Genomic DNA, 20,040 nt, shown 5'->3' with positions numbered 1-20,040 from the left:
GAAGCCCCGCTGCAGTGCCATTTTCCGGGACAGGCAGGCTTTGAGCTTCTCGGCATAACGTGTAATCTTGCCTGCAAACAATCAGGCCCGCTGGCGGCAAAGGGTTCCGGTGTCTCAACGCCCAAGACTGAGCGACATCCTCTATGGCGACATGCTGGGGCGCATCCAGCGCGGCCAGTTCCCGGGGGACGGCAAGCTGCCGTCCGAGAAGGAACTCAGCCAGAATTTCGGCGTCTCCCGGCCGATCGTGCGCGACGCCCTGCGCCGCCTGCGAGAGGACGGGCTGATCCAGTCGCGCCAGGGGGCCGGCAGCTTCGTCACCGCGGCGCCGGCGTCGCCGCCGGCCCGGCCGGCGAATGGCGCGCAGGAGATCCAGACGATTTCGGATGTGCGGCGCGTCTATGAGTTCCGCATCGCGCTGGAGGGCGAGGTCGCCTATGCCGCCGCCCTGAACCGCAGCGAGGCGCTCGCCGCCGCGATCAAGAAGGAGCTGGATGCCATCGACCAGGCGATCCAGACCGGCAAGATCGGGGTGCAGCAGGACAGCGACTTCCACGCCGCGGTCGCGCGGGCCACGCAGAACCAGTATTTCCAGGCCGCGCTGGCCGCGGTGCGGCCGCATCTCGACTATGTCATCGACCTGGCACGCAGCTTCTCGATGCTGCATTCGGGCGAGCATCTGGCGATGGTCCAGCGCGAGCATGCCGCGGTCTATGAGGCGATCCGCGACGGCGACGCGGTCAAGGCGCGCGAGGCGATGCAGGCCCATATCCGCAACGCGCAGGAACGGGTGTTCGACGGCATCCATCTCTAGGGCGTGCAAGAGGCGCCCGGGATGTATGGTTATATTATAAGTTGGTCGCTTGGTGCCGGCCGCATCACCAGTTGTCACATTTTCTCTCGCCTGCTTTCGAGGGCAGTGATTTTCGAATAATTCGTTGATATTTAAATAATTTTAGATTTTAAACTGAGGCGAGGCACCGTCGGAAAGCGGCGCCATCCGGCTCTGAAAAAAGCATAAGTTGACATGTTGTTCGACGACAACGCAGATTTGAAGGCCAATGGTCCGTGAAACGGCCGGCTGAATCCGTCATGCGGGGCAGGTCATCGCCCGCACCGGGCCCGTGCCTGTATCGGGAGAGTCTGCGGAAGTGAACGATACGGCCAGCCATCTCGATGCCCTGCGCGCGCTGGTCGGGGCGCGCGGCCTGCTCGCGGCGCCCGACGACCTGTCCGCCTACGAGACCGGCGCCCGCTACGATCGCGGCCGGGCGGCGTTCGTGGTGCGGCCGGCGACGACGGCCGAGGCTTCCGCCGTCATGGCCCACTGCGTCCGCCACGGCATCGGCCTGGTGCCGCAATCGGGCAACACCGGCCTGGTCGCCGGGTCGACGCCCGACGGCAGCGGCGGCCAGGGCGTGCTCAGCCTCGACCGGCTGGCCGCGCCCTTCGAGATCGACCTCGCCAACCGCAGCGTCACCGTCGGAGCCGGCACGCGCCTGTCCAGCCTGAACGAGCGCCTGGCGCCGCATGGCCTGACCCTGCCGATCGATCTCGGGGCCGACCCGATGATCGGCGGCATGGTCGCGACCAACACCGGCGGCGCGCGCTTCCTGCGCTATGGCGACATGCGCCGCCATGTGCTCGGGCTCGAGATCGTGCTGCCGGACGAGGCCGGCACGGTGCTCGACCTCACCCGGCCGCTGCGCAAGAACAACACCGGGCTCGACCTCAAGCAGCTGTTCATCGGCACCGGCGGCGCCTATGGCCTGGTCACCCGGGCGGTGCTGGAGCTGCGCCGCCTGCCGCAGCAATCGGCCACCGCCATCCTGGTGCCGCGCGACGATGCGGCGGTGATGGAGCTGCTGGTCGCTTTCGAGGAGCGGGTCGGCGACCATCTCGCGGCGTTCGAGGGCATGTCCGGCGCCGCGGTTGCCCTGGCGCTCAAGCACCACGACCGCCTGCGCAACCCCTTCGCGCCGCATCCGCCGCCGCCCTTCTGCATCCTGGTCGAGATCGAGCGGTCCTGGGCCGCGCGGGAGCAGGAGCCGTCGATCGACGCCCTGATGGAGCAGGTGCTGGCCGAGGTCTGGGCCTTGGCCGGCGAACCGCTGGCCGATGCCGTGCCGGGGCGCGGGTCGGACTTCTGGGCGTTGCGCCATGTGCTGACCGAGAGCCTGGCGGCCGAGGGCCGGGTGATCGCCTTCGATCTCGGCTTCGCCCGGGCGGCGGTGATGCCGTTCCGCCGGGCCATGGCTGAGATCCTGGCGCGAGAGCATCCGGAGGTCCGGGTCTGCGATTTCGGCCATGTCGGCGATGGCGGCGTGCACTTCAACCTGGTGGTGCCGCGCGACTCCGCCCTGGCGCTCGACCCGTCGCCGGTGCGCGACCTGGTGTTCGGCGAGGCGGTCGAACGCTTCGGCGGCAGCTTCAGCGCCGAACACGCCATCGGCCGGGCCAACCAGGCCTTCTACGAGCGCTTCATCGATCCCCGGCAGCGCGGGATCGCGGGCGCGATCCAGGACCTGCTGGCCCCGGGCCGCCTCGGCGCCGTCGACTTCCGGGAGTCGGCGCCGGCGCCGTGACGACGGCGCCGCGTGACGCCTGCCCCATCATGCCTGCCCCTGGGGCCGTGGCGTGAAGGGCGCGGTCGGCCCGCAGCCAGTGGCGCCGGCCTTCTCCGCGATCAGCAGCGGGACCGCAGCCTGGGCCCGGGAGAGATAGATCACATCGCCGCCCGGCGCGCGGTTGATCAGGGCGGCGACGGCCAGGATGGCCAGCAGCCCGCCGGCGCCGAGCCAGCTGGTCGCCACCTCGCCCCAGCCCAGGGTCAGGCGCTCGACCGGCGGGCTCCAGCCGGGGGCGGCGTGGCTGTGCTCGATGGTGTCCGGATGGGGCGTCAGTGCGTCATGCATGGGATCGTCCCTTTCGCTGATGCCCCTGCAGCATGGCGTCCGGCTGTCGCAGAACTGTGCCGGACATGGGGCTGGTTTGTCGCGAGATGTCGCGCCGGGCGCCGGGCCGGGTCAGGCGGCGGCGACGCGGATCGACAGCGGCTGGCTGCGGCCCGGGATGCGGGCCCGCACCGCCAGGGGGAAGCGGGCCAGCCGGGCCTCGGATGGGGCAGCCACGGCCACCGCCTGGTACAGATCCTCCGAGACGATCAGCCGGGCCTGGTAGGCGCGGGTCATCCGCTCCAGCCGGTTGGCGACGTTCACCGTGTCGCCATAGACGCCCAGCTTGGTGCGGAGCGCACCCCCGGTGCGACCGATCATCACCGCGCCGGCATGCAGCCCGATGCCGACCCGCAGGGCCGGGGCACCGCGCCGGATGCGCTCGCGGTTCCAGCCCTCCACCGCCTCCAGCATGGCGAAGCCGCAGCACAGGGCGCTGCGGGCCGAGGCCGCGCCGGCGCCGCTCCACGCCGCCATCACCCCGTCGCCGATGTAGTCGTCCATGGCGGCGGCGTGGGCCGCGATCGCGCCCGCCATGCGGCGGTGGAAGCCGTCCAGCAGGGTGAAGGCGGCGGCGGGGTCCATCGCCTCGCACAGCCGGGTGAAGCCGACGATGTCGGCGAACAGCACCGCGGCGAAGGCGGCGCGGGGCCGGTCCCGCGGGTGGTCCCACGGCGCAGGTCCGGGGCGCCCGGCGTCCTCGGTTCGCGGCATCATGGCCCGGTCATCGCTTGCCCATCCCGATCGTTCGTCGATGGGGGCATCCTGCGCGGTGCCTGTCGCAGAGATCTGTCGCCGCACCGGCTTTCGGGTCGCGGAGTGTCGCAAACCGGCGATCCGGCACAGTCTGATACAATTTTTCCCGAGGGTTTCGCTTTTCGCTTCGGTATTCTGGGGCCGGTTGGAGCGCGCCCATGGAATCCGTCCCTCACATCGCCGTCGTCGACGACCATCGCGACATCCGCGACCTCGTCGGCAAGTACCTCTCCCAGCACGGCTACCGCATCAGCGTCGCCGAGAGCGCCGCGGCCTTGCGCCGGCTGCTCGAGCGCAGCGCGCCGGACCTCATCGTGCTCGACGTCATGATGCCGGGCGAGGATGGGCTGTCGGTGTGCCGGCAGCTGCGCGGCACCAGCAACCTGCCGATCATCCTCTTGACCGCGATGGCGGAGGACACCGACCGCATCATCGGGCTGGAGATCGGCGCCGACGACTACCTGACCAAGCCGTTCAACCCGCGTGAGCTCCTGGCCCGGATCAAGGCGGTGCTGCGCCGGGTCAACAGCCTGCCGCCGCAGCGTGGCCGGATGCAGGCGAAGGCGCTGCGCTTCGACCGCTGGCTGCTCGACGTCGGCCGGCGCGAGCTGGTCGGCCGCGACGGCGTCGCGGTGGCGCTGAGCACCGCGGAGTTCCGGCTGCTGAACGCCTTCCTCGACCATGCCGGGCTGGTGCTCAGCCGCGACCAGCTGATGGACCTGACCGTCGGCCGCGCCGCCGACAGCTTCGACCGCAGCATCGACAACCAGGTCAGCCGGCTGCGCAAGAAGATCGAGGCCGACCCCCGGACCCCGTCGCTGATCAAGACCCATTGGGGCGGCGGGTACAGCTTCGCGGCGGAGGTCGAGCAGGCATGATGCGGCTGTGGACCCGCAGCCTGGCGGCCCAGTTCATCGGCTTCATGCTGCTGGCGCTGGCCCTGTCGCAGGGCATCGGCTTCCTGGTGTCGTGGGACGAGCGCGGCCAGGCGCTGAAGGCCGCCGCCAAGAGCGACTTCATGAGCCGCGCCGCCTCGCTGGCCCAGCTCTTGGAGACGATGCCGCCGGAGCTGCGCGACGACATCCTGCGCGGCATCTCCACCGCCTACACCCGGTACTGGGTGTCGGGCGACGACCCCGGCGACGCGGCGGCGTGGCGCCAGACCGCCTGGAGCAAGCTGGTGACGCCGCTGCCCAGCCTGGCCTTCCCCGGCAAGAAGCCGTCCGCGCCGCGTGAGGAGCCGCTGCACGACCCCGGCCCGATGGCCGCGTCCGCCGCCCCGACCGCGTCCTGGTGGGACCTGCCGGCGGGGGTGTGGCCGCTGCCGCGCCCGGCCCGGATGCTGTATCTCGACGATGCCAACGGCCTGGGGCTGTCCGCCCAGCTCGATGGCGGCTCCTGGCTCAACATCGCCTATGCCAAGCAGATGGGCGGGGCGATGTGGACCAGCCAGACGGCGGTGACGCTGGCGATCACCGCGATCGTGCTGTCGGTGATCGGCGTCTTCGTCGCCCGCGGCATCACCAAGCCGATGCGGCGCCTGGCCGTGGCGGCCGAGGCGCTGGGCCGCGGCGAGGCGGTGACGCCGCTGCCCGAGGCCGGGCCGGACGACATCCGCAACACCGCCGAGGCCTTCAACCGCATGCAGGAGCGGCTGCAGCGCTTCGTCGAGGATCGCACGCGCATGCTCGCCGCCATCGGCCACGACCTGCGCACGCCGCTGACCTCGCTGCGCCTGCGCGCCGAGTTCGTCGCCGATGCCGAGGAGCGGGAGAAGATGCTGGCGACCATCGCCGAGGTCCAGAAGATGACCGAGGCGACGCTGGCCTTCGCCCGGGCCGAGGCGACGGTGGAGACCACTCGGGCGGTCGACCTCTCCGCCCTGGTCGAGAGCCTGTGCGACGACCTCGCGGAGCTGGGCCAGGACGTCACCTTCGTCGAAGGGCCGCGGATCGGCTACCGCTGCCGGGCGGATGCGCTGCGGCGGGTGGTGCGCAACCTGGTCGAGAACGCGGTGCGCTACGGCGAGCGGGCGCGGGTCAGCCTGGCCCGCACCGCCGAGGGCATCGACATCGTGGTCGAGGATGACGGGCCGGGCATCCCCGATGCGGCGCGCGAACAGGTGTTCGCGCCGTTCTACCGCCTCGAGGATTCGCGCAATGCCGAGACCGGCGGCGTCGGCCTCGGCCTGTCGATCGCCCGCACCATCGCCCGCCACCATGGCGGCGACATCATCCTGCGCAACCTGCCGCACGGCCTGCGCGCGACGATCAGCCTGCCCTTGCTGGGGTAGGGGCGGCGCCGGCTCCATCGTCCCCCTTTTGCTGTCATGCCACGGCTTGACCGTGGCATCCAGGGGCGGCCAGAGCGGCTCTTGGTGGCCCCTGGATTGCCCGGTCAAGCGGGCAATGACAGGCAAAGAACTCGGCGTCGCAGCGCCGCCCTATGCACTCCTGACCTCAGAAGAACCGGTTGGCCGGCCGCGGCAGGCCGAGATTCTCGCGCAGGGTGGTGCCCTCGTATTCCCGCCGGAACAGGCCGCGGCGCTGCAGCTCCGGCACCACCCGGTCGACGAAGTCGTCGAGGCCGCCGGGCAGGTAGGGGAACATCACATTGAACCCGTCCGACCCCTCGGTCCTCAGCCATTCCTCCATCTCATCGGCGATGGTCGCCGGGGTGCCGACGAAGGCGAGGCCGGCATAGCCGCCCAGGCGCTGGGCCAGCTGGCGCACGGTCAGGCCCTCGCGCTCGGCCAGCTCCAGCACCCGCTGCTGCCCGCTCTTGCTGGCATTGGTTTCCGGGATCGGCGGCAGCAGGCCGTCCGGGTCGAAGCCGGAGGCGTCGACGCCGAGCGCGATCGACAGCGAGGCGATGGCGCTCTCGTAATGCACCAGGCTGTCCAGTTTGGCCCGCTTGGCCCGGGCCTCCTCCACCGTGTCGCCGACCACGACGAAGGCGCCGGGCAGGATCTTCAGATGGTCGCGGTCGCGGCCGATGGCCTCCATCCGGCCCTTCACATCGGCGTAGAAGCGCTGGCCGGCGGCGAGATTCGACCCGGCGGCGAACACCATCTCCGCCGTCTCGGCCGCCAGCTGCCGCCCGGACTCGGAGGCGCCGGCCTGCACGATCACCGGCCAGCCCTGGGGCGGGCGGGCGATGTTCAGCGGTCCGCGCACCGAGAGATGCGGGCCCTTGTGGTTCAGCACATGCAGCTTGGCGGGGTCGAAGTAGAGGCCGCTGTCGACGTCGCGGATGAAGGCGTCGTCGGCCCAGCTGTCCCACAGCCCGGTGACGACGTCGTAGAATTCGCGGGCGCGGTCGTAGCGCTCGCCATGCTCCATGTGCTCGTCGAGGCCGAAGTTCAGTGCTGCGTCGGGGTTCGAGGTGGTGACGATGTTCCAGCCGGCGCGGCCGCCGCTGATGTGGTCCAGCGAGGCGAAGCGCCGGGCGATGTGGTAGGGCGCGTCGAAGGTGGTCGAGGCGGTGGCCACCAGGCCGATATGCTCGGTGGCGCCGGCCAGGGCCGACAGCAGGGTGAAGGGCTCGAACGAGGTCACGGTGTGGCTGCGCTTCAGCGCCTCGATCGGCATGTTCAGCACGGCCAGGTGGTCGGCCATGAAGAAGGCGTCGAACCGCCCGCGCTCCAGCGTCTGGGCGAAGCGCTTCAGGTGGGCGAAGTTGAAGTTGGCGTCGGGGTAGGCGCCGGGATAGCGCCAGGCGCCGGTGTGGATGCTGGCGGGGCGCATGAAGGCGCCGAGATGCAGCTGGCGGTCACGACTCAAGGATCACCTCTCGCCCAGGCGGGCGCGTTGCGGGTCTCTATCGTCGGCGGCGCCCCGCATTCTGGACGGGATGGGCCGGACAGCGCAACCGGGGTGAGGGGAGGGGGCAATCCGCCGCGCCTCAGGTCGTCCCGCGCTCGATCAGCTCGGGTTCGATGGTGATCGACTGCTGCAGGTTGCGGCCCTCGATCCGGTCGATCAGCATGCGCATGGCGGCGTCGCCGAGGTCCTGCTTGGCCACATGCATGGTCGACAAAGGCGGGTTGACCAGCCGGGCGGGCAGGATGTCGTCGCAGCCCAGCACGGCGATGTCGCGCGGGATGACGAAGCCCCGCTCGTGGATCACCGACATCGCGCCGATCGCCACCAGGTCGTTGTAGCAGATCACCGTGTCGATCCCGATCCCGCGCTCCAGCAGGCGGCGGGCCGCGTCGACGCCGCCCTCCAGGTTGGGCGTCGTCGCCTCCTCCAGCGCCAATTCCAGCCCGTGCTCGGTCAGCGCGTCGATGATGCCGGCGCGGCGCATGCGGCCGCTGTGCGAGGTCGCCAGGCCGCCGATATAGGCGATGCGGCGGCGGCCGCGCTCGATCAGCAGGCGGGTGGCGGCGGCCAGGCCGGTGCGGAAGTCGATCTCGATGGTGCCGGCGATGCGCCGCGACATCGGCCGGTTGATCAGCACCGCGGCGCGGTGCGGCTCGATCGCCTCCTGCAGCCGCTTGTCCTCCAGCCGGGCGCTGCAGACGATGACGCCGTCGACCCGGCGGTCCAGCAGCGTCGCCAGCACCTCGGCCTCGCGCTCGGGGTCCTCGACCACGTTGCAGGTCAGCAGGGTGAAGCCGCGGGCGCGGGCCGCCAGCTCGGCGCCCTTGATGATCTCGGGGAAGAACGGGTTGCCGATATCAGGCACCACGATGCCGACGGTGAAGGACCGGTCGCCCTTCAGCCCGCGGGCGAAGCTGTTGGGGCGATAGCTCAGCGTGCTCGCCGCCGCCAGCACCCGCGCCTTGGTCTCCTCGCTCGCGCCGCCACGGCCGTTCATCACCCGCGACGCCGTCATGGTCGAGACGCCGGCGGCCGCCGCCACATCCGACAGGGTGGCGCCGCGAGGGGGCGGGGGCTTGAGTGTGCGCTGCATGTTAGCGTTAACGGGTTCTCTGGCAGGATGAACCGATTAGGAATTCATTTGTGCAATTGAATACGTAGAATTTCTATTGGTCGCAAGCCTTGTTGACGTACGTTAACGTTAACGGTATCAAGTCGGGCATAAGATCGAGAACCGATGCAGATGGGAGGATTCCAGATGGGCGACGGAAAATCCGCGCTGTGGGGCGCGGCCTTGACCTCGATGCTCCTGCTGGCCACGGCGGCCTCGGCCGCCGACTACCGCGAGGCGCCGATGCTGGCGGCCCAGGTCGCGGCCGGCAAGCTGCCGCCGGTGGCGCAGCGGCTGCCGGAGCATCCGCTGGTGGTGACGCCGCTGCAGGCGGTGGGCAAATATGGCGGCACCTGGCGGCAGGGCGTGGTCGGCGGGTCCGACGGCGCGCTGGAGCGGGGCATCGGCTACACAAGGCTGGTGCGCTGGAACCCGGCCTGGACCGCCGTGGTGCCCGACGTCGCCGAATCGGTCGACACCAACGACGACAGCACCGCCTTCACCTTCCACCTGCGCCGCGGCATGAAGTGGTCGGACGGGGCGCCGTTCACCGCCGACGACATCCTGTTCTGGTACCAGGACGTGCTGATGAACAAGGAGCTGACGCCGGCGGTGCCGCGCTGGCTGCAGACCGGCGGCAAGCCGGTGACAGTCGAGAAGCTCGACGCCGAGACCGTGCGCTTCACCTTCAGCAAGCCCAACGGCATGTTCCTGCCGACCATGGCGGCGCAGCTGGGGTCGGACATCCTGGCCGCCTCGCCGCGCCATTACCTCGAGACCTTCCACAAGAAGTACAACCCGGACGGCATCGACGCCCTGGTCAAGGCCGCCGGCGTGCCGAACTGGGTGACCCTGTTCCAGAACAAGACGCAGCAACAGAACGCCAGCCGCTGGCGCGACCTCGGGCGCCCGGTGCTGGACCCCTGGATGCTGACGGTGCCCTACAGCGGCACCACCCAGGTGGTGGCCGAGCGCAACCCCTACTTCTTCGAGGTCGACCCCGAGGGCAACCAGCTGCCCTATATCGACCGCGTCACCTATGACGTGGTCGGCGACACCCAGGGCCTGGTGCTGAAGGCGATCAATGGCGACCTCGACATGCAGTCGCTCGGCCTCGACGGCATCGAGACCCAGGCGGTGCTGGCCCAGCACCGCGAGCAGGGCGGCTACCGCCTGTTCCGGGCGCGGCCGGCCTATTCCAACTCGATGCTGATCTGCCTGAACCAGACGGTGAAGGACGAGAACCTGCAGAAGGTGTTCCAGAACCGCGACTTCCGCGTCGCCCTATCGCTGGCGATCAACCGCGACGAGCTGAACGAGCTGATCTATGCCGGGCTGTCGCGGCCCTACCAGGCGGCGCCGCGGCCGGACATGGCGCTGTACGACGAGACCATGGCCACCCAGTACACCGAATACGATCCGGCCAAGGCCAACCAGCTGCTCGACGCCGCCGGCTTCGACAAGAAGGATTCGGACGGCTTCCGCCTCGGCCCCGACGGCAAGCGCATCTCCTTCGCCATCGATGCCCTGGCCTCGCGCAAATACCATGTCGACGCGCTGGAGCTGATCCGCAAGTACTGGCGCGATGTCGGCATCGACATGCAGGTGAAGGCGATCGAGCAGTCCTTCATCTTCGCCCGCCAGCTGGCCAACGACCAGCAGGGCCTGGTCTGGCTCGGCGGCGGCGGCTACGACTTCCTCGGGCTGCTCGACCCGAAATGGTACTTCCCGGCCGAGAACCAGTCGGCCTTCGGCTCGGCCTGGGGCATCTGGTTCCAGAACCCGAACGACCCCAACGCGATCGAGCCGACCGGCCCCGCCCGCGAGCAGCAGGAGCTGTATGAGGAGCTGAAGGCCCAGCCGACCACCGCCCGCCAGCTCGACGTGATGAAGAAGATCCTGGCCATCACCCGCGACCAGTTCTGGGTGATCGGCACGGTGATGCAGCCGGACAATGTCGGCGTGGTGAAGACCAACATGAAGAACGTGCCCGACGAGATGCCGGACACCGTGTTCTACCTGACGCCGGGGCCGACCAATCCGGAAACCTACTTCTACGAGTGAGACAGGTCTTGCGGGCGCGGCCCGGGACAGCCCGGGCCGCCTGCGAACATCCGAGGCTGTGATGCTCCGTTTCCTGCTGCGCCGACTGGTCTACATGGCGGTGACACTGGCCGCGGTGTCGGTCATCGTCTTCATCGTCATCCAGCTGCCGCCGGGCGACTTCCTGACCAGCTACATCGCCCGTTACTCCGAACAGGGCGGGTCGGTCGACGCCTCGATGCTGGAATCGCTGCGGGCCCAGTACGGGCTGGGCCAGCCCTGGTACGTGCAGTACTGGCGCTGGATCTCGAACATCGTCACCTCAGGCGATTTCGGCCAGTCCTTCGAATGGAACCGCCCGGTCTCCTCGCTGCTGTGGGACCGGCTGGGCATGACCCTACTCTTGTCCTTCATCACCCTGATCGTGACCTGGGGGCTGTCGCTGCCGGTCGGCATCTACAGCGCGGTGCGGCGCTACTCGGCGCTCGACTACATCGTCACCTTCCTCAGCTTCCTCGGCCTGGCGATCCCCAGCTTCCTGCTGGCGCTGGTGCTGATGTTCGTGATGTCGCGCTATCTCGGCGCCGACACCGGCGGCTTCTTCTCGGCCGAATACATCAACGCGCCGTGGAGCTGGGGCAAGCTGGGCGACCTGATGCTGCACCTGTACCTGCCGGTTCTGGTGCTGGCGGTGCACGGCACCGCCTCCCTGGTCCGGATCATGCGGGCCAACCTGCTGGACGAGTTGAACAAGCCCTATGTCACCACCGCCCGGGCGGCGGGGCTGCCGGAGATGACGGTGCTGCTGCGCTATCCCGTCCGGGTCGCGCTCAACCCCTTCGTCTCGACCATCGGCTGGATCCTGCCCAACCTGGTCTCCGGCACCGTCATCGTCGGGGTCGTGCTCAGCCTGCCGACGGCAGGGCCGCTGCTGCTGGGCGCCCTGCTGACCCAGGACATGTACCTCGCCGGGTCCTTCATCCTGATGCTCAGCGCGCTGACCGTGCTCGGCAGCTTCATCTCCGACCTGCTGCTGGCGTGGCTCGACCCGCGCGTGCGGCACGGCTGAGGGGGACGCCATGACCATTGCCGCCGAACCCGGCGCCGTCCCGCGCCGCCGGTCCACCGCCGAGAAGGGCCAGTGGGCGCTGATCTACCGCCGCTTCCGCCGCCACCGCCTGGCGTGGTGGAGCGGGCTGGTGGTGATCGCGATCTACCTGGTCGCGGCCTTCGCCGAGATCATCGCGCCGACCGGGCCCGAGACCTACAATTCGCGCTACACCTACGCGCCGCCGCAGCTGTTGAAATTCGGCGGCCACGACGCCCAGGGCAACTTCGTGCTGGCCTATGTCAACGGCATCAAGAGCACGGTCGACCCGCTGACGGTGCAGCGTGTCTATGTCAGCGACCCCAAGGCGGTGATCCCGGTCGGGCTGTTCGTGAAGGGCGAGCCCTATTACCTCTTGGGCCTGATCCCGTGGGACCGGCACCTGATCGGCCCGGTCGACCCGAAGCAGCCCTTCTACCTCTGGGGTGCCGACCGGCTGGGCCGCGACGTGCTGTCCCTGACCATCCACGGCGCCCGGATCTCGATGTCGATCGGGCTGGTCGGGGTCGGCATCAGCCTGTTCCTCGGCATCCTGCTGGGCGGCCTGTCCGGCTATTGCGGCGGCTGGGTCGACGAGGTGGTGCAGCGGACCATCGACCTCCTCAAGTCGATCCCGACCATCCCGCTGTGGATGGGGCTGGCCGCTGCGATCCCGACCAACATCGCGCCGCTGATGGTCTATTTCTGGATCACGGTGATCCTGTCGCTGATCGGCTGGACCGATTTGGCGCGGGTGGTGCGCGGCCGCTTCCTGGCGCTCAGGACCGAGGATTTCGTGCTGGCCGCCCGGCTGGACGGCTGTTCGCAGCAGCGGGTGATCTGGCGCCACATGGTGCCGTCCTTCACCAGCCACATCATCGCCTCGGTGACGCTGGCGATCCCGGCCATGATCCTGGCCGAAACCTCGCTCAGCTTCCTCGGCATCGGCCTCAAGCCGCCGGTGATCAGCTGGGGCGTGCTGCTGAAGGACGCGCAGAACCTGCTGGCCGTCACCACCGCGCCCTGGCTGTTCATCCCCGGCATCGCCGTCGTGATCGCCGTGCTGGCCCTCAACTTCCTGGGTGATGGGATCCGTGATGCCGCCGACCCCTACAACTGATCCCCGCCCTGTGGCGGCGCCGGACGACGGGATCCTGCTGCGGGTCGAGGACCTGCAGGTGCAGATCGGCACCGATGACGGGATCATCCGCCCGGTCGACGGCATCAGCTTCGAGATGCCGGCCGGCAAGACCCTGTGCATCGTCGGCGAATCCGGATCGGGCAAGAGCCTGACCGGCCGGGCGCTGATGAACCTGCTGCCCGACCGGATGAAGATCACCCGCGGCCGCGTCCTCTACCGCAACGCCGCCGGGCAGCAGGTCGACATCGGCGCGCTGCCGCCGCGCGGGCCGGCGATCCGCGCCATCCGCGGGGCCGAGATCTCGCTGGTGTCGCAGGAGCCGATGGCGGCGCTGTCGCCGGTGCACACCATCGGCCAGCAGATCGAAATCGTGATCCGCCAGCATCTCGGGCTGAACCGCAAGGCGGCGCGGGCCCGGGCGCTGGAGTGCCTGAACGATGTCGGCATCCCGCGCCCGGCGGAACGGCTGGACAGCTACCCCTTCGAGTTCTCCGGCGGCATGCGCCAGCGGGTCTGCATCGCCCTGGCGCTGGCCTGCGGCCCCCGGCTGATCATCGCCGACGAGCCGACCACGGCGCTCGACGTCACCACCCAGGCCAACATCCTCGACCTGTTCAAGAAGCTGCAGGCGGAACACGGCCTGTCGATCCTGTTCATCACCCATGACCTCGGCGTGGTGGCCGATGTCGCCGACCAGGTGGCGGTGATGTATCTCGGCAAGGTGGTCGAGCGCGGGCCGGTCGACGACATCTTCCACGACCCGCGCCACCCCTACACCCAGGCACTGCTGAAATCGGTGCCGACCCTGTCGCGGCAGCGGGTGCACCGGCTGGCGGCGATCCGCGGCATGGTGCCCTCGGCCTTCGCCCGCCCCACCGGCTGCCCCTTCCATCCGCGCTGCGACCACGCCATCCCGGGCGTCTGCGACCAGCGCGAGCCGCCGGACATCGCGCTGGGGGCCGGCCGCACCGCGAGCTGCGTGCTGCTGGAACAGGCCAAGCCCGCCCCGGCCAGGAGCGCCGCCTCCAGGAGTGCCGTGCATGGTTGACCTCGCCCCCGGCAACCTGGTCGAGGTGCGCGACCTCGAGATGGTGTTCGCGCCCCGGGCGAAGCTGTTCGGGTCCGGCAAGGCCCGGCCGGTCCGCGCCGTCGCCGGCGTGTCCTTCGACATCCGTCAGGGCGAGACCCTGGGCGTGGTCGGCGAATCCGGCTGCGGCAAGTCGACCGTGACCCGCTGCATCCTGGGCGCCCACAAGCCCAGCGCCGGCACCATCGCCTATCGCGACCCGCAGGGCCGGGCGGTCGACCTGGCGGCCCTGAGCGAGCGGCAGCGGCGGCCCTACTGCACCGATCTGCGCTTCGTGTTCCAGGACCCGCAGGCCTCGCTCGACCCGCGCATGACCGTGGTCGACATCATCAGCGAGGTGCTGCGGGTCAACGGCCTGGCGACCGGGCGCGAGATTCCCGGCATCGTCGCCGGCCTGCTCGAGCGGGTCGGCCTCCAGCCCGAATCCGCCGGCCGCTACCCGCACGCCTTCTCCGGCGGCCAGCGCCAGCGCATCGGCATCGCCCGGGCGCTGGCCACAAGGCCGCGGCTGGTGATCCTGGACGAGGCGGTGTCGGCGCTGGACGTCAGCGTCCGGGCCCAGACCCTGAACCTCTTGAAGGACCTGCAGGAGGAGTTCGGGCTGACCTACCTGTTCGTCAGCCACGACCTCAGCGTCATCCAGTACATCTGCGACCGCGTGGTGGTGATGTATGTCGGCCAGATCGTCGAGAGCGCGCCGATCGATGCGCTCTACGCCCGGCCGCGCCACCCCTACACCGAGGCGCTGCTGTCGGCGCTGCCGGTGCCCGATCCGCGGCGCCAGCGGCAGCGCCAGCGCATCCATCTCAAGGGCGAGGTGGCGGACCCCGCCAACCGGCCCTCGGGCTGCGCCTTCCATCCCCGTTGCCGCTTCGCCACCGAGCTGTGCCGCACCACCGCGCCGCCGCTGCAGGAGTTCGGCGGCCATGTCGCCGCCTGCCACTACGCCGCCGACCTCGATCTCCGCGGCGTCCTCTCCGATCCGAACCCACAGGTCGCACATGCCTGACATCATCCGCCGCCACGACAATGGCAACCGGCCGATCCTGAACCACGACCCGCGCATGGCCAGCGTGCATTTCAACCTGGTGCGGCTGGCGCCCGGCGAGGTGTTCGAGACCGCGCTGCCGCGGCATGAGAGCATTGTCGCGGTGCTGTCCGGCACCGTCGACATCACGGTCGACGGCGAAAGCTTCGCCGCCGTGGGCCGCCGCGCCGACATCTGGTCGGGCCCGGCGGATTCGGTCTACGCCCCGGTCGGCAGCGCCATCCGCATCGTCGCCAAGGCGGGGGCGGGCGCAGCCCCGGCCGAGGTCGCGATCGGCGGCGGCGTCAGCACCGAGCGCCACGCCGCCTTCCGCATCCCGCCGGAGGAGGTGGCGATCGTCGATGTCGGCTCGCTGGGCACCCACAGCCACCGCCGCATCTTCCACATCCTCGGCCAGAACGGGCAGGGGCGGACCGGGCGGCTGCTGGTCAGCGAGCTCTACGCCGACGATGGCTGCTGGAACGGCTATCCCCCGCACAGGCACGACACCGACGTGTCGGGCCCGGGCGGCGTGCAGCAGACCGCGCATGACGAGCTGTACCATTTCCGCTACGACCCGCCGACCGGCTTCGGGGCGCAGCTGATCTATGAGGACAGCGGCGAGCCCCAGGCCTTCCTGACCCGCGACGGCGACACCTTCACGGTCGACCGCGGCTACCACCCCACCGTGACCTCGCCCGGCCACCGCGCCTACATCTTCACGGTGATGGTGGGGAAGACGGAGCGCGGCCTGGTGCAGTATTTCGATCCCGCGCACGCCCATCTGATGGACCGGATCCCCGGCATCCAGGCGATGCGGGAGAAGTTCCGATGACCCCTCTGTTCGACCTCACCGGCAAGCGGGCGCTGGTCACCGGCTCCTCCCGCGGCCTCGGCCTGGCGGTCGCCGCCGCCCTCGGCCGCCATGGCGCCACCGTGATCCTGAACGGCCGGGACGAGGCCGGGCTGACCGCGGCCGTCGCCAAGCTGAAGGGCGAGGGCATCGACGTCCATTCCGCCCGCTTCGACCTGACCGACGCCGAGGCCGCGGGTGCCGCGATCGCTGCGGCGGCGCAGGCCTTCGGGGCGATCGACATCCTGGTCAACAATGCCGGCGTCCAGCTGCGCAAGCCGTTCCTCGACTTCGCGATCGAGGATTGGCGGATGATCCTGGACGTGCACCTGATCGGCAGCGTCGTCGCCGCCAAGGCGGTGCTGCCCGGCATGGTCGAGCGCCAGGCCGGCAAGATCATCAACATCTGCTCGCTGATGAGCGAGCTGGGTCGCGCCAGCATCGCGCCCTATGCCTCGGCCAAGGGCGCGCTCAGGATGCTGACCCGCAACCTCGCGGTCGAATTCGCCCGCCACAACATCCAGGTCAACGGCATCGGTCCGGGCTATTTCGCCACCGAGCTGAACCGCGCGCTGATGGACGACCCGGAGTTCGACGCCTTCGTCAAACGCCGCACCCCCGCGGCCCGCTGGGGCCATCCCGACGAGCTGGGCGGCGCCGCGGTGTTCCTCGCCTCCGCCGCCTCCGACTTCGTCAACGGCCAGATCATCTATGTCGATGGCGGCCTTCTCGCCTCCGTCTAGCCGCCCGGCCGCAAAGGGATCGGGCGGTTGATTTTGCGTTGCCTCTCCCGCCTGGCGGGAGAGGTCGGACGTCCGCAGGACGGCCGGGTGAGGGCGGGCCCAGGCCTCGACAAAGAGCCCTCACCCGGAGCCGCTTCGCGTCTCCGACCTCTCCCGCAAGCGGGAGAGGCAATCCGATTGCGCTCGTGTGAATAAGCCGCTCCCGAGAGCGGAGACCAAGGAGACGCTTGTGACCGCCACCCCGATCCGGGTCGACCTGAACGGCCCCGCCCGCCCGTGGAAGCGCTTCTGGCGCAGCACCGGCTTCTCGCCGGCGGAGCTGCTGCTGGAGCCGGAGATGCGGCAGGCTCTGGCCCAGCTCGGCGCCGTGCCCAACCGCGGCATCGAATACCTCCGCGTCCACTACATGCTCGACCTGGTGAAGGCCGACCGGCTCGGCGCCTATGACTGGTCGCTGCTGGACCAGGCGCTGGACACGATCGTCGAACACCGGCTGCGGCCGTTCTTCGAGCTGATGGGCAACCCCGGCAAGCTGTACACCGACTTCAACGAAGATGCGCAGGTGCGCCACTGGCGCGACCTGGTCGAGGCCCTGGCCCGGCGCTGCATCGAGCGCTACGGCGCTGAGGAGGTGCGGACCTGGTATTTCGAGACCTGGAACGAGCCGGACATCTGGTGGAAGCTCGGCGGCGAGGTCGCGTTCAACAACTATTACGACGCCTGCTCGGAAGGGCTGAAGGCGGTCGATCCGGCGCTGCGCCTGGGCGGGCCTGGCGTGGCGCGGCGGGTGCCGCCGATCTTCCGCAGCTTCCTGGCCCATTGCGACACCGGCACTAATTACTTCACCGGCGAGACCGGGGTGCGGCTCGACTTCATCTCGGTGCACGAGAAGGGGGCGGTCAAGCATGCCGAGGACCTGACGCCGGACACGGTCGGCATCTGCCGACACGAGATGGAGGCGGTGAATTACGTCCGCGAGCACCATCCGCGCTTCGCCGGGCTGCCCTTCATCAACAATGAATGCGACCCGCAGATCGGCTGGGAGATCTACCACACCTGGCACGCCATGCCGTATTTCGCCGGGCTGATCGCCAAGGTGATCGACCAGCACCAGCGGCTGCTGGTCGAGGCCGAGGGCGTCGACTACGACATCCTCAGCAACGACAACGGCTTCCTCGGCCGCTGGGGCCAGCGCACCCACCTGGCCTATTTCGGCGCCCGGCAGTTCGACGCGGCCCAGCGCGACTGGGTCACCGACCTCGCGGCGCTGGCCGCCCGGCGCGCCAACCCCGAACCCTTCGATTACGTCAAGAAGCCGGGGCTGACGGTGATGGAGCTGCTGGCTCTGCTGGGCGACAGCCGGGTCGATGCGCCGGGCGCGCTGGACCCCGACCGCACCGGCCTCGGCGTCATCGCCACGCCCTCGGCCGAGGGCGGCGCCGTGCTGCTGTACAACAGCGTCGACCGCATCTGGCGCTCCGGCGCCAGCGCCGTGACGCTGGAGATCGCCGGCCTCGAGCCCGGCCGGCATAGCGTCGGCATCTTCGAGATCGCGCAGGACAAGGGCGACCCGTTCTCGGTCTGGGAAGCCCAGGCCCTCGCCAACGAGTCGAATGCGGACCAGCTGGCGGCGCTGAACCTGCCGAATGCCGAGCAGCTGGCGGCGCTGCGCCAGGCGCAGGAGCCGGCGCTGACGGTGCGCCGGGTCGAGGTCCGGGCCGACGGCCGGCTGGCGCTGGACCTGACCCTGCTGCTGCCCTCGGTGGCGCTGGTGGTGGTGGCGCGGGAAGCGAAGCCGCCGTCGGAGGCGCCAGCCAACCTGCGGCGGCAGGCCTATCGCGGGCTGAACGGCAGCACCAACCAGGTGCTGTTCTGGGACGCGCCGGCGGGCGGCCAGGTCCAGCTGTTCGACGTGCTGTGGGGCGAGGCCGAGGACGGGCCGTTCCAGGTGGTCAACCCGGCCGGCCTGCTGTCGACCATGTACCTGCATGCGGTGCCGTCGCCCGGCGGCTGGTACCGGGTCCGCGCCCGCGACCTGTCCGGCCGCGAAGGGCCGGCTTCGGCGGCGGTGCGGGGCTGATCACGGATGTAGGTTGGGTTCGCCATCGCGAACCCAACATCGCGCCGCCGGGGCCGGTGTTGGGTTCGCAAGAACGAACCCAACCTACAGTATCGGCATTATCGATTGCATAAAGGCCACATTTTATTCGTAACGCTTCGCGCCTTTATTGTCATCGTGCGGTGACAATCCCTCCATATCGTCCGCCCACGGCCGATCGCCTCGCAATGTCGGGCCGGTTTCGCGGATCACCACCTTCCCATCCGGCGCGAAGCTCGGACAGACGCGCTTGGCGCCAAGAAATCGGCTGACGACCCGACCTTCAGCCGAGGACAAACCGTGCCCAGGACCGTCGTTTTTGCAGCGCTGTTCGCCGCTGCCGCTGCCCTGATCCAGCCCTCCGCGGCGGAGACCCCGGTGGAGCGGGGGCGCTATCTCGTCAACGGCATCGCCAGTTGCGGCAACTGCCATTCGCCGCAGCAGCCCGAGGGCACGGTGTCCGGGCCGCCGCTCTCCGGCGGCAACGCCATAGCCTCGCCGGCCTTCACGGCCTATCCGCCCAACCTCACGCCGGATCGCGACACCGGGCTCGGCAGCTGGACGGCCGATCAGATCGTCACCGCCATCCGCGAGGGCGTGACCCCCGACGGCAAGGTGCTGCGGCCGCCGATGCCGGTGGCGTTCTACCGCGGGATGTCGGATCGCGACGCCTATGCCATCGCCGCCTATCTCCAGTCCCTCGCGCCGGTGCGCAACCAGGTCCCGGCCTCGTCGTACCGGCAGCCGACGCCGCCGGGATATGGCGGCCCGGTCGGGGCGATCCCCGACCCCGATCCGTCGGACAAGGTCGCCTATGGCCATTACCTCGCGCAGATGGGGCATTGCATGCTGTGCCACACCCCGCGCGACGCGAACGGCCGGATCGACACCAGCCTCCTGGGCGCCGGCGGCGTGCCGGTGGGCGACGCGGGGATCATCACCCCGAACATCACGCCCGACCCGAAATTCGGCATCGGGGCGTGGACCGACGGGCAGATCGCGGACGCCCTGACCAAGGGCGTGCGGCCCGACGGCTCGCATCTCGCGCCGCCGATGCCCTGGCCCTATCTGGCGACGATGAGCGACCAGGATATCGGCGCAATCACCGCCTATCTCCGGACCCTCAAGCCCATCGCGCAATAGAGACCCTTTCAGAAACCCCCGACTCGTCATCCCCGCGAAAGCGGGATCTCGCAGCCTATTGATCCGCGAGAGATTCCCGCTTTCGCGGGAATGACAGCGGAAGGGGGAAGGCCGTTCTGAAAAGTCTCGCAACAGGGAGGGCGGCGGCTGCAGGCCGTCCTTCCAGCGACCGG

At 69.7% G+C, this 20,040-nt stretch carries 17 protein-coding genes; 13 read left to right on the top strand and 4 right to left on the bottom strand.

Going from position 1 to position 20,040, the window contains the following annotated elements; all coding sequences use genetic code 11:
- Positions 1–109 precede the first annotated feature (109 nt).
- Together AB4112_RS17075 and AB4112_RS17070 are read left to right on the top strand one after the other, a co-directional pair.
- Positions 110–814, top strand: a complete 705-nt coding sequence (locus AB4112_RS17075; RefSeq protein ID WP_441721302.1) for a FadR/GntR family transcriptional regulator — start codon at positions 110–112, stop codon at positions 812–814.
- A gap of 337 nt (positions 815–1,151) precedes the next feature.
- Positions 1,152–2,585 (top strand): FAD-binding oxidoreductase, encoded by a 1,434-nt coding sequence (locus AB4112_RS17070; RefSeq protein ID WP_441721299.1) that lies wholly within the window; start codon positions 1,152–1,154, stop codon positions 2,583–2,585.
- A 27-nt stretch (positions 2,586–2,612) separates the two neighbouring features.
- On the opposite strand, the gene AB4112_RS17065 is transcribed toward AB4112_RS17070, so the two are convergent.
- Positions 2,613–2,915 carry a hypothetical protein gene (locus AB4112_RS17065; RefSeq protein WP_441721296.1) on the bottom strand — a complete coding sequence of 101 codons (303 nt, stop codon included), beginning with the start codon at positions 2,913–2,915 and terminating at the stop codon, positions 2,613–2,615.
- Between the two features lie 111 nt (positions 2,916–3,026).
- Positions 3,027–3,671, bottom strand: a complete 645-nt coding sequence (locus AB4112_RS17060) for an adenylate/guanylate cyclase domain-containing protein (protein ID WP_441721293.1) — start codon at positions 3,669–3,671, stop codon at positions 3,027–3,029.
- Positions 3,672–3,868: 197 nt separating this feature from the next.
- Between AB4112_RS17060 and AB4112_RS17055 the strand changes: the two genes are divergently transcribed.
- Together AB4112_RS17055 and AB4112_RS17050 are read left to right on the top strand one after the other, a co-directional pair.
- Positions 3,869–4,588: a response regulator gene (locus tag AB4112_RS17055; RefSeq protein ID WP_309791869.1), complete on the top strand. Its 720-nt coding sequence runs from the start codon at positions 3,869–3,871 to the stop codon at positions 4,586–4,588.
- Entirely contained in the window at positions 4,585–6,003 is a 1,419-nt protein-coding gene (locus AB4112_RS17050) for a HAMP domain-containing sensor histidine kinase (RefSeq protein WP_309791870.1), read from the top strand. The genes AB4112_RS17055 and AB4112_RS17050 overlap by 4 nt, the downstream gene beginning before the upstream one ends.
- Before the next feature lie 166 nt (positions 6,004–6,169).
- Here the strand turns inward: AB4112_RS17050 and AB4112_RS17045 are convergent, their stop codons facing one another.
- Both AB4112_RS17045 and AB4112_RS17040 read right to left on the bottom strand, forming a co-directional pair.
- Positions 6,170–7,492, bottom strand: coding sequence for an LLM class flavin-dependent oxidoreductase (locus AB4112_RS17045; protein ID WP_441721289.1), 1,323 nt, complete (start codon positions 7,490–7,492; stop codon positions 6,170–6,172).
- 121 nt (positions 7,493–7,613) lie between these two features.
- Positions 7,614–8,627 carry a LacI family DNA-binding transcriptional regulator gene (locus AB4112_RS17040; RefSeq protein ID WP_441721286.1) on the bottom strand — a complete coding sequence of 338 codons (1,014 nt, stop codon included), beginning with the start codon at positions 8,625–8,627 and terminating at the stop codon, positions 7,614–7,616.
- Positions 8,628–8,792: 165 nt separating this feature from the next.
- On the opposite strand from AB4112_RS17040, the gene AB4112_RS17035 reads away from it, so the two are divergent.
- The 9 genes from AB4112_RS17035 (at position 8,793) to AB4112_RS16995 (ending at position 19,867) form a co-directional block, all read left to right on the top strand.
- Positions 8,793–10,709: an ABC transporter substrate-binding protein gene (locus AB4112_RS17035; protein WP_309791873.1), complete on the top strand. Its 1,917-nt coding sequence runs from the start codon at positions 8,793–8,795 to the stop codon at positions 10,707–10,709.
- Positions 10,710–10,770: 61 nt separating this feature from the next.
- Positions 10,771–11,757 carry an ABC transporter permease gene (locus AB4112_RS17030; RefSeq protein ID WP_309791874.1) on the top strand — a complete coding sequence of 329 codons (987 nt, stop codon included), beginning with the start codon at positions 10,771–10,773 and terminating at the stop codon, positions 11,755–11,757.
- 10 nt (positions 11,758–11,767) lie between these two features.
- On the top strand, positions 11,768–12,895 hold the full coding sequence (locus AB4112_RS17025) for an ABC transporter permease (protein WP_309791875.1): 1,128 nt from the start codon (positions 11,768–11,770) through the stop codon (positions 12,893–12,895).
- A 10-nt stretch (positions 12,896–12,905) separates the two neighbouring features.
- On the top strand, positions 12,906–13,964 hold the full coding sequence (locus AB4112_RS17020; protein ID WP_309791876.1) for an ABC transporter ATP-binding protein: 1,059 nt from the start codon (positions 12,906–12,908) through the stop codon (positions 13,962–13,964).
- Positions 13,957–15,012, top strand: a complete 1,056-nt coding sequence (locus AB4112_RS17015) for an ABC transporter ATP-binding protein (protein ID WP_441721282.1) — start codon at positions 13,957–13,959, stop codon at positions 15,010–15,012. The genes AB4112_RS17020 and AB4112_RS17015 overlap by 8 nt, the downstream gene beginning before the upstream one ends.
- Positions 15,005–15,865, top strand: coding sequence for a 5-deoxy-glucuronate isomerase (locus AB4112_RS17010; RefSeq protein ID WP_441721279.1), 861 nt, complete (start codon positions 15,005–15,007; stop codon positions 15,863–15,865). The genes AB4112_RS17015 and AB4112_RS17010 overlap by 8 nt, the downstream gene beginning before the upstream one ends.
- On the top strand, positions 15,862–16,626 hold the full coding sequence (locus AB4112_RS17005) for an SDR family oxidoreductase (protein ID WP_441721277.1): 765 nt from the start codon (positions 15,862–15,864) through the stop codon (positions 16,624–16,626). The genes AB4112_RS17010 and AB4112_RS17005 overlap by 4 nt, the downstream gene beginning before the upstream one ends.
- Positions 16,627–16,855: 229 nt before the next feature.
- Complete coding sequence (locus AB4112_RS17000) at positions 16,856–18,706, top strand: GH39 family glycosyl hydrolase (RefSeq protein WP_441721275.1); 1,851 nt, start codon at positions 16,856–16,858, stop codon at positions 18,704–18,706.
- A gap of 318 nt (positions 18,707–19,024) precedes the next feature.
- On the top strand, positions 19,025–19,867 hold the full coding sequence (locus AB4112_RS16995) for a c-type cytochrome (protein WP_441721273.1): 843 nt from the start codon (positions 19,025–19,027) through the stop codon (positions 19,865–19,867).
- Positions 19,868–20,040: the final 173 nt, after the last annotated feature.

The organism is Inquilinus sp. 2KB_23 (assembly GCF_052115705.1).
In the GTDB taxonomy this organism is placed as follows: Bacteria; Pseudomonadota; Alphaproteobacteria; order DSM-16000; family Inquilinaceae; genus Inquilinus; species Inquilinus ginsengisoli_A.
The sequence above is the reverse complement of the archived record's forward strand: the minus strand, read 5'-3'. Positions and strand labels throughout refer to the sequence as shown.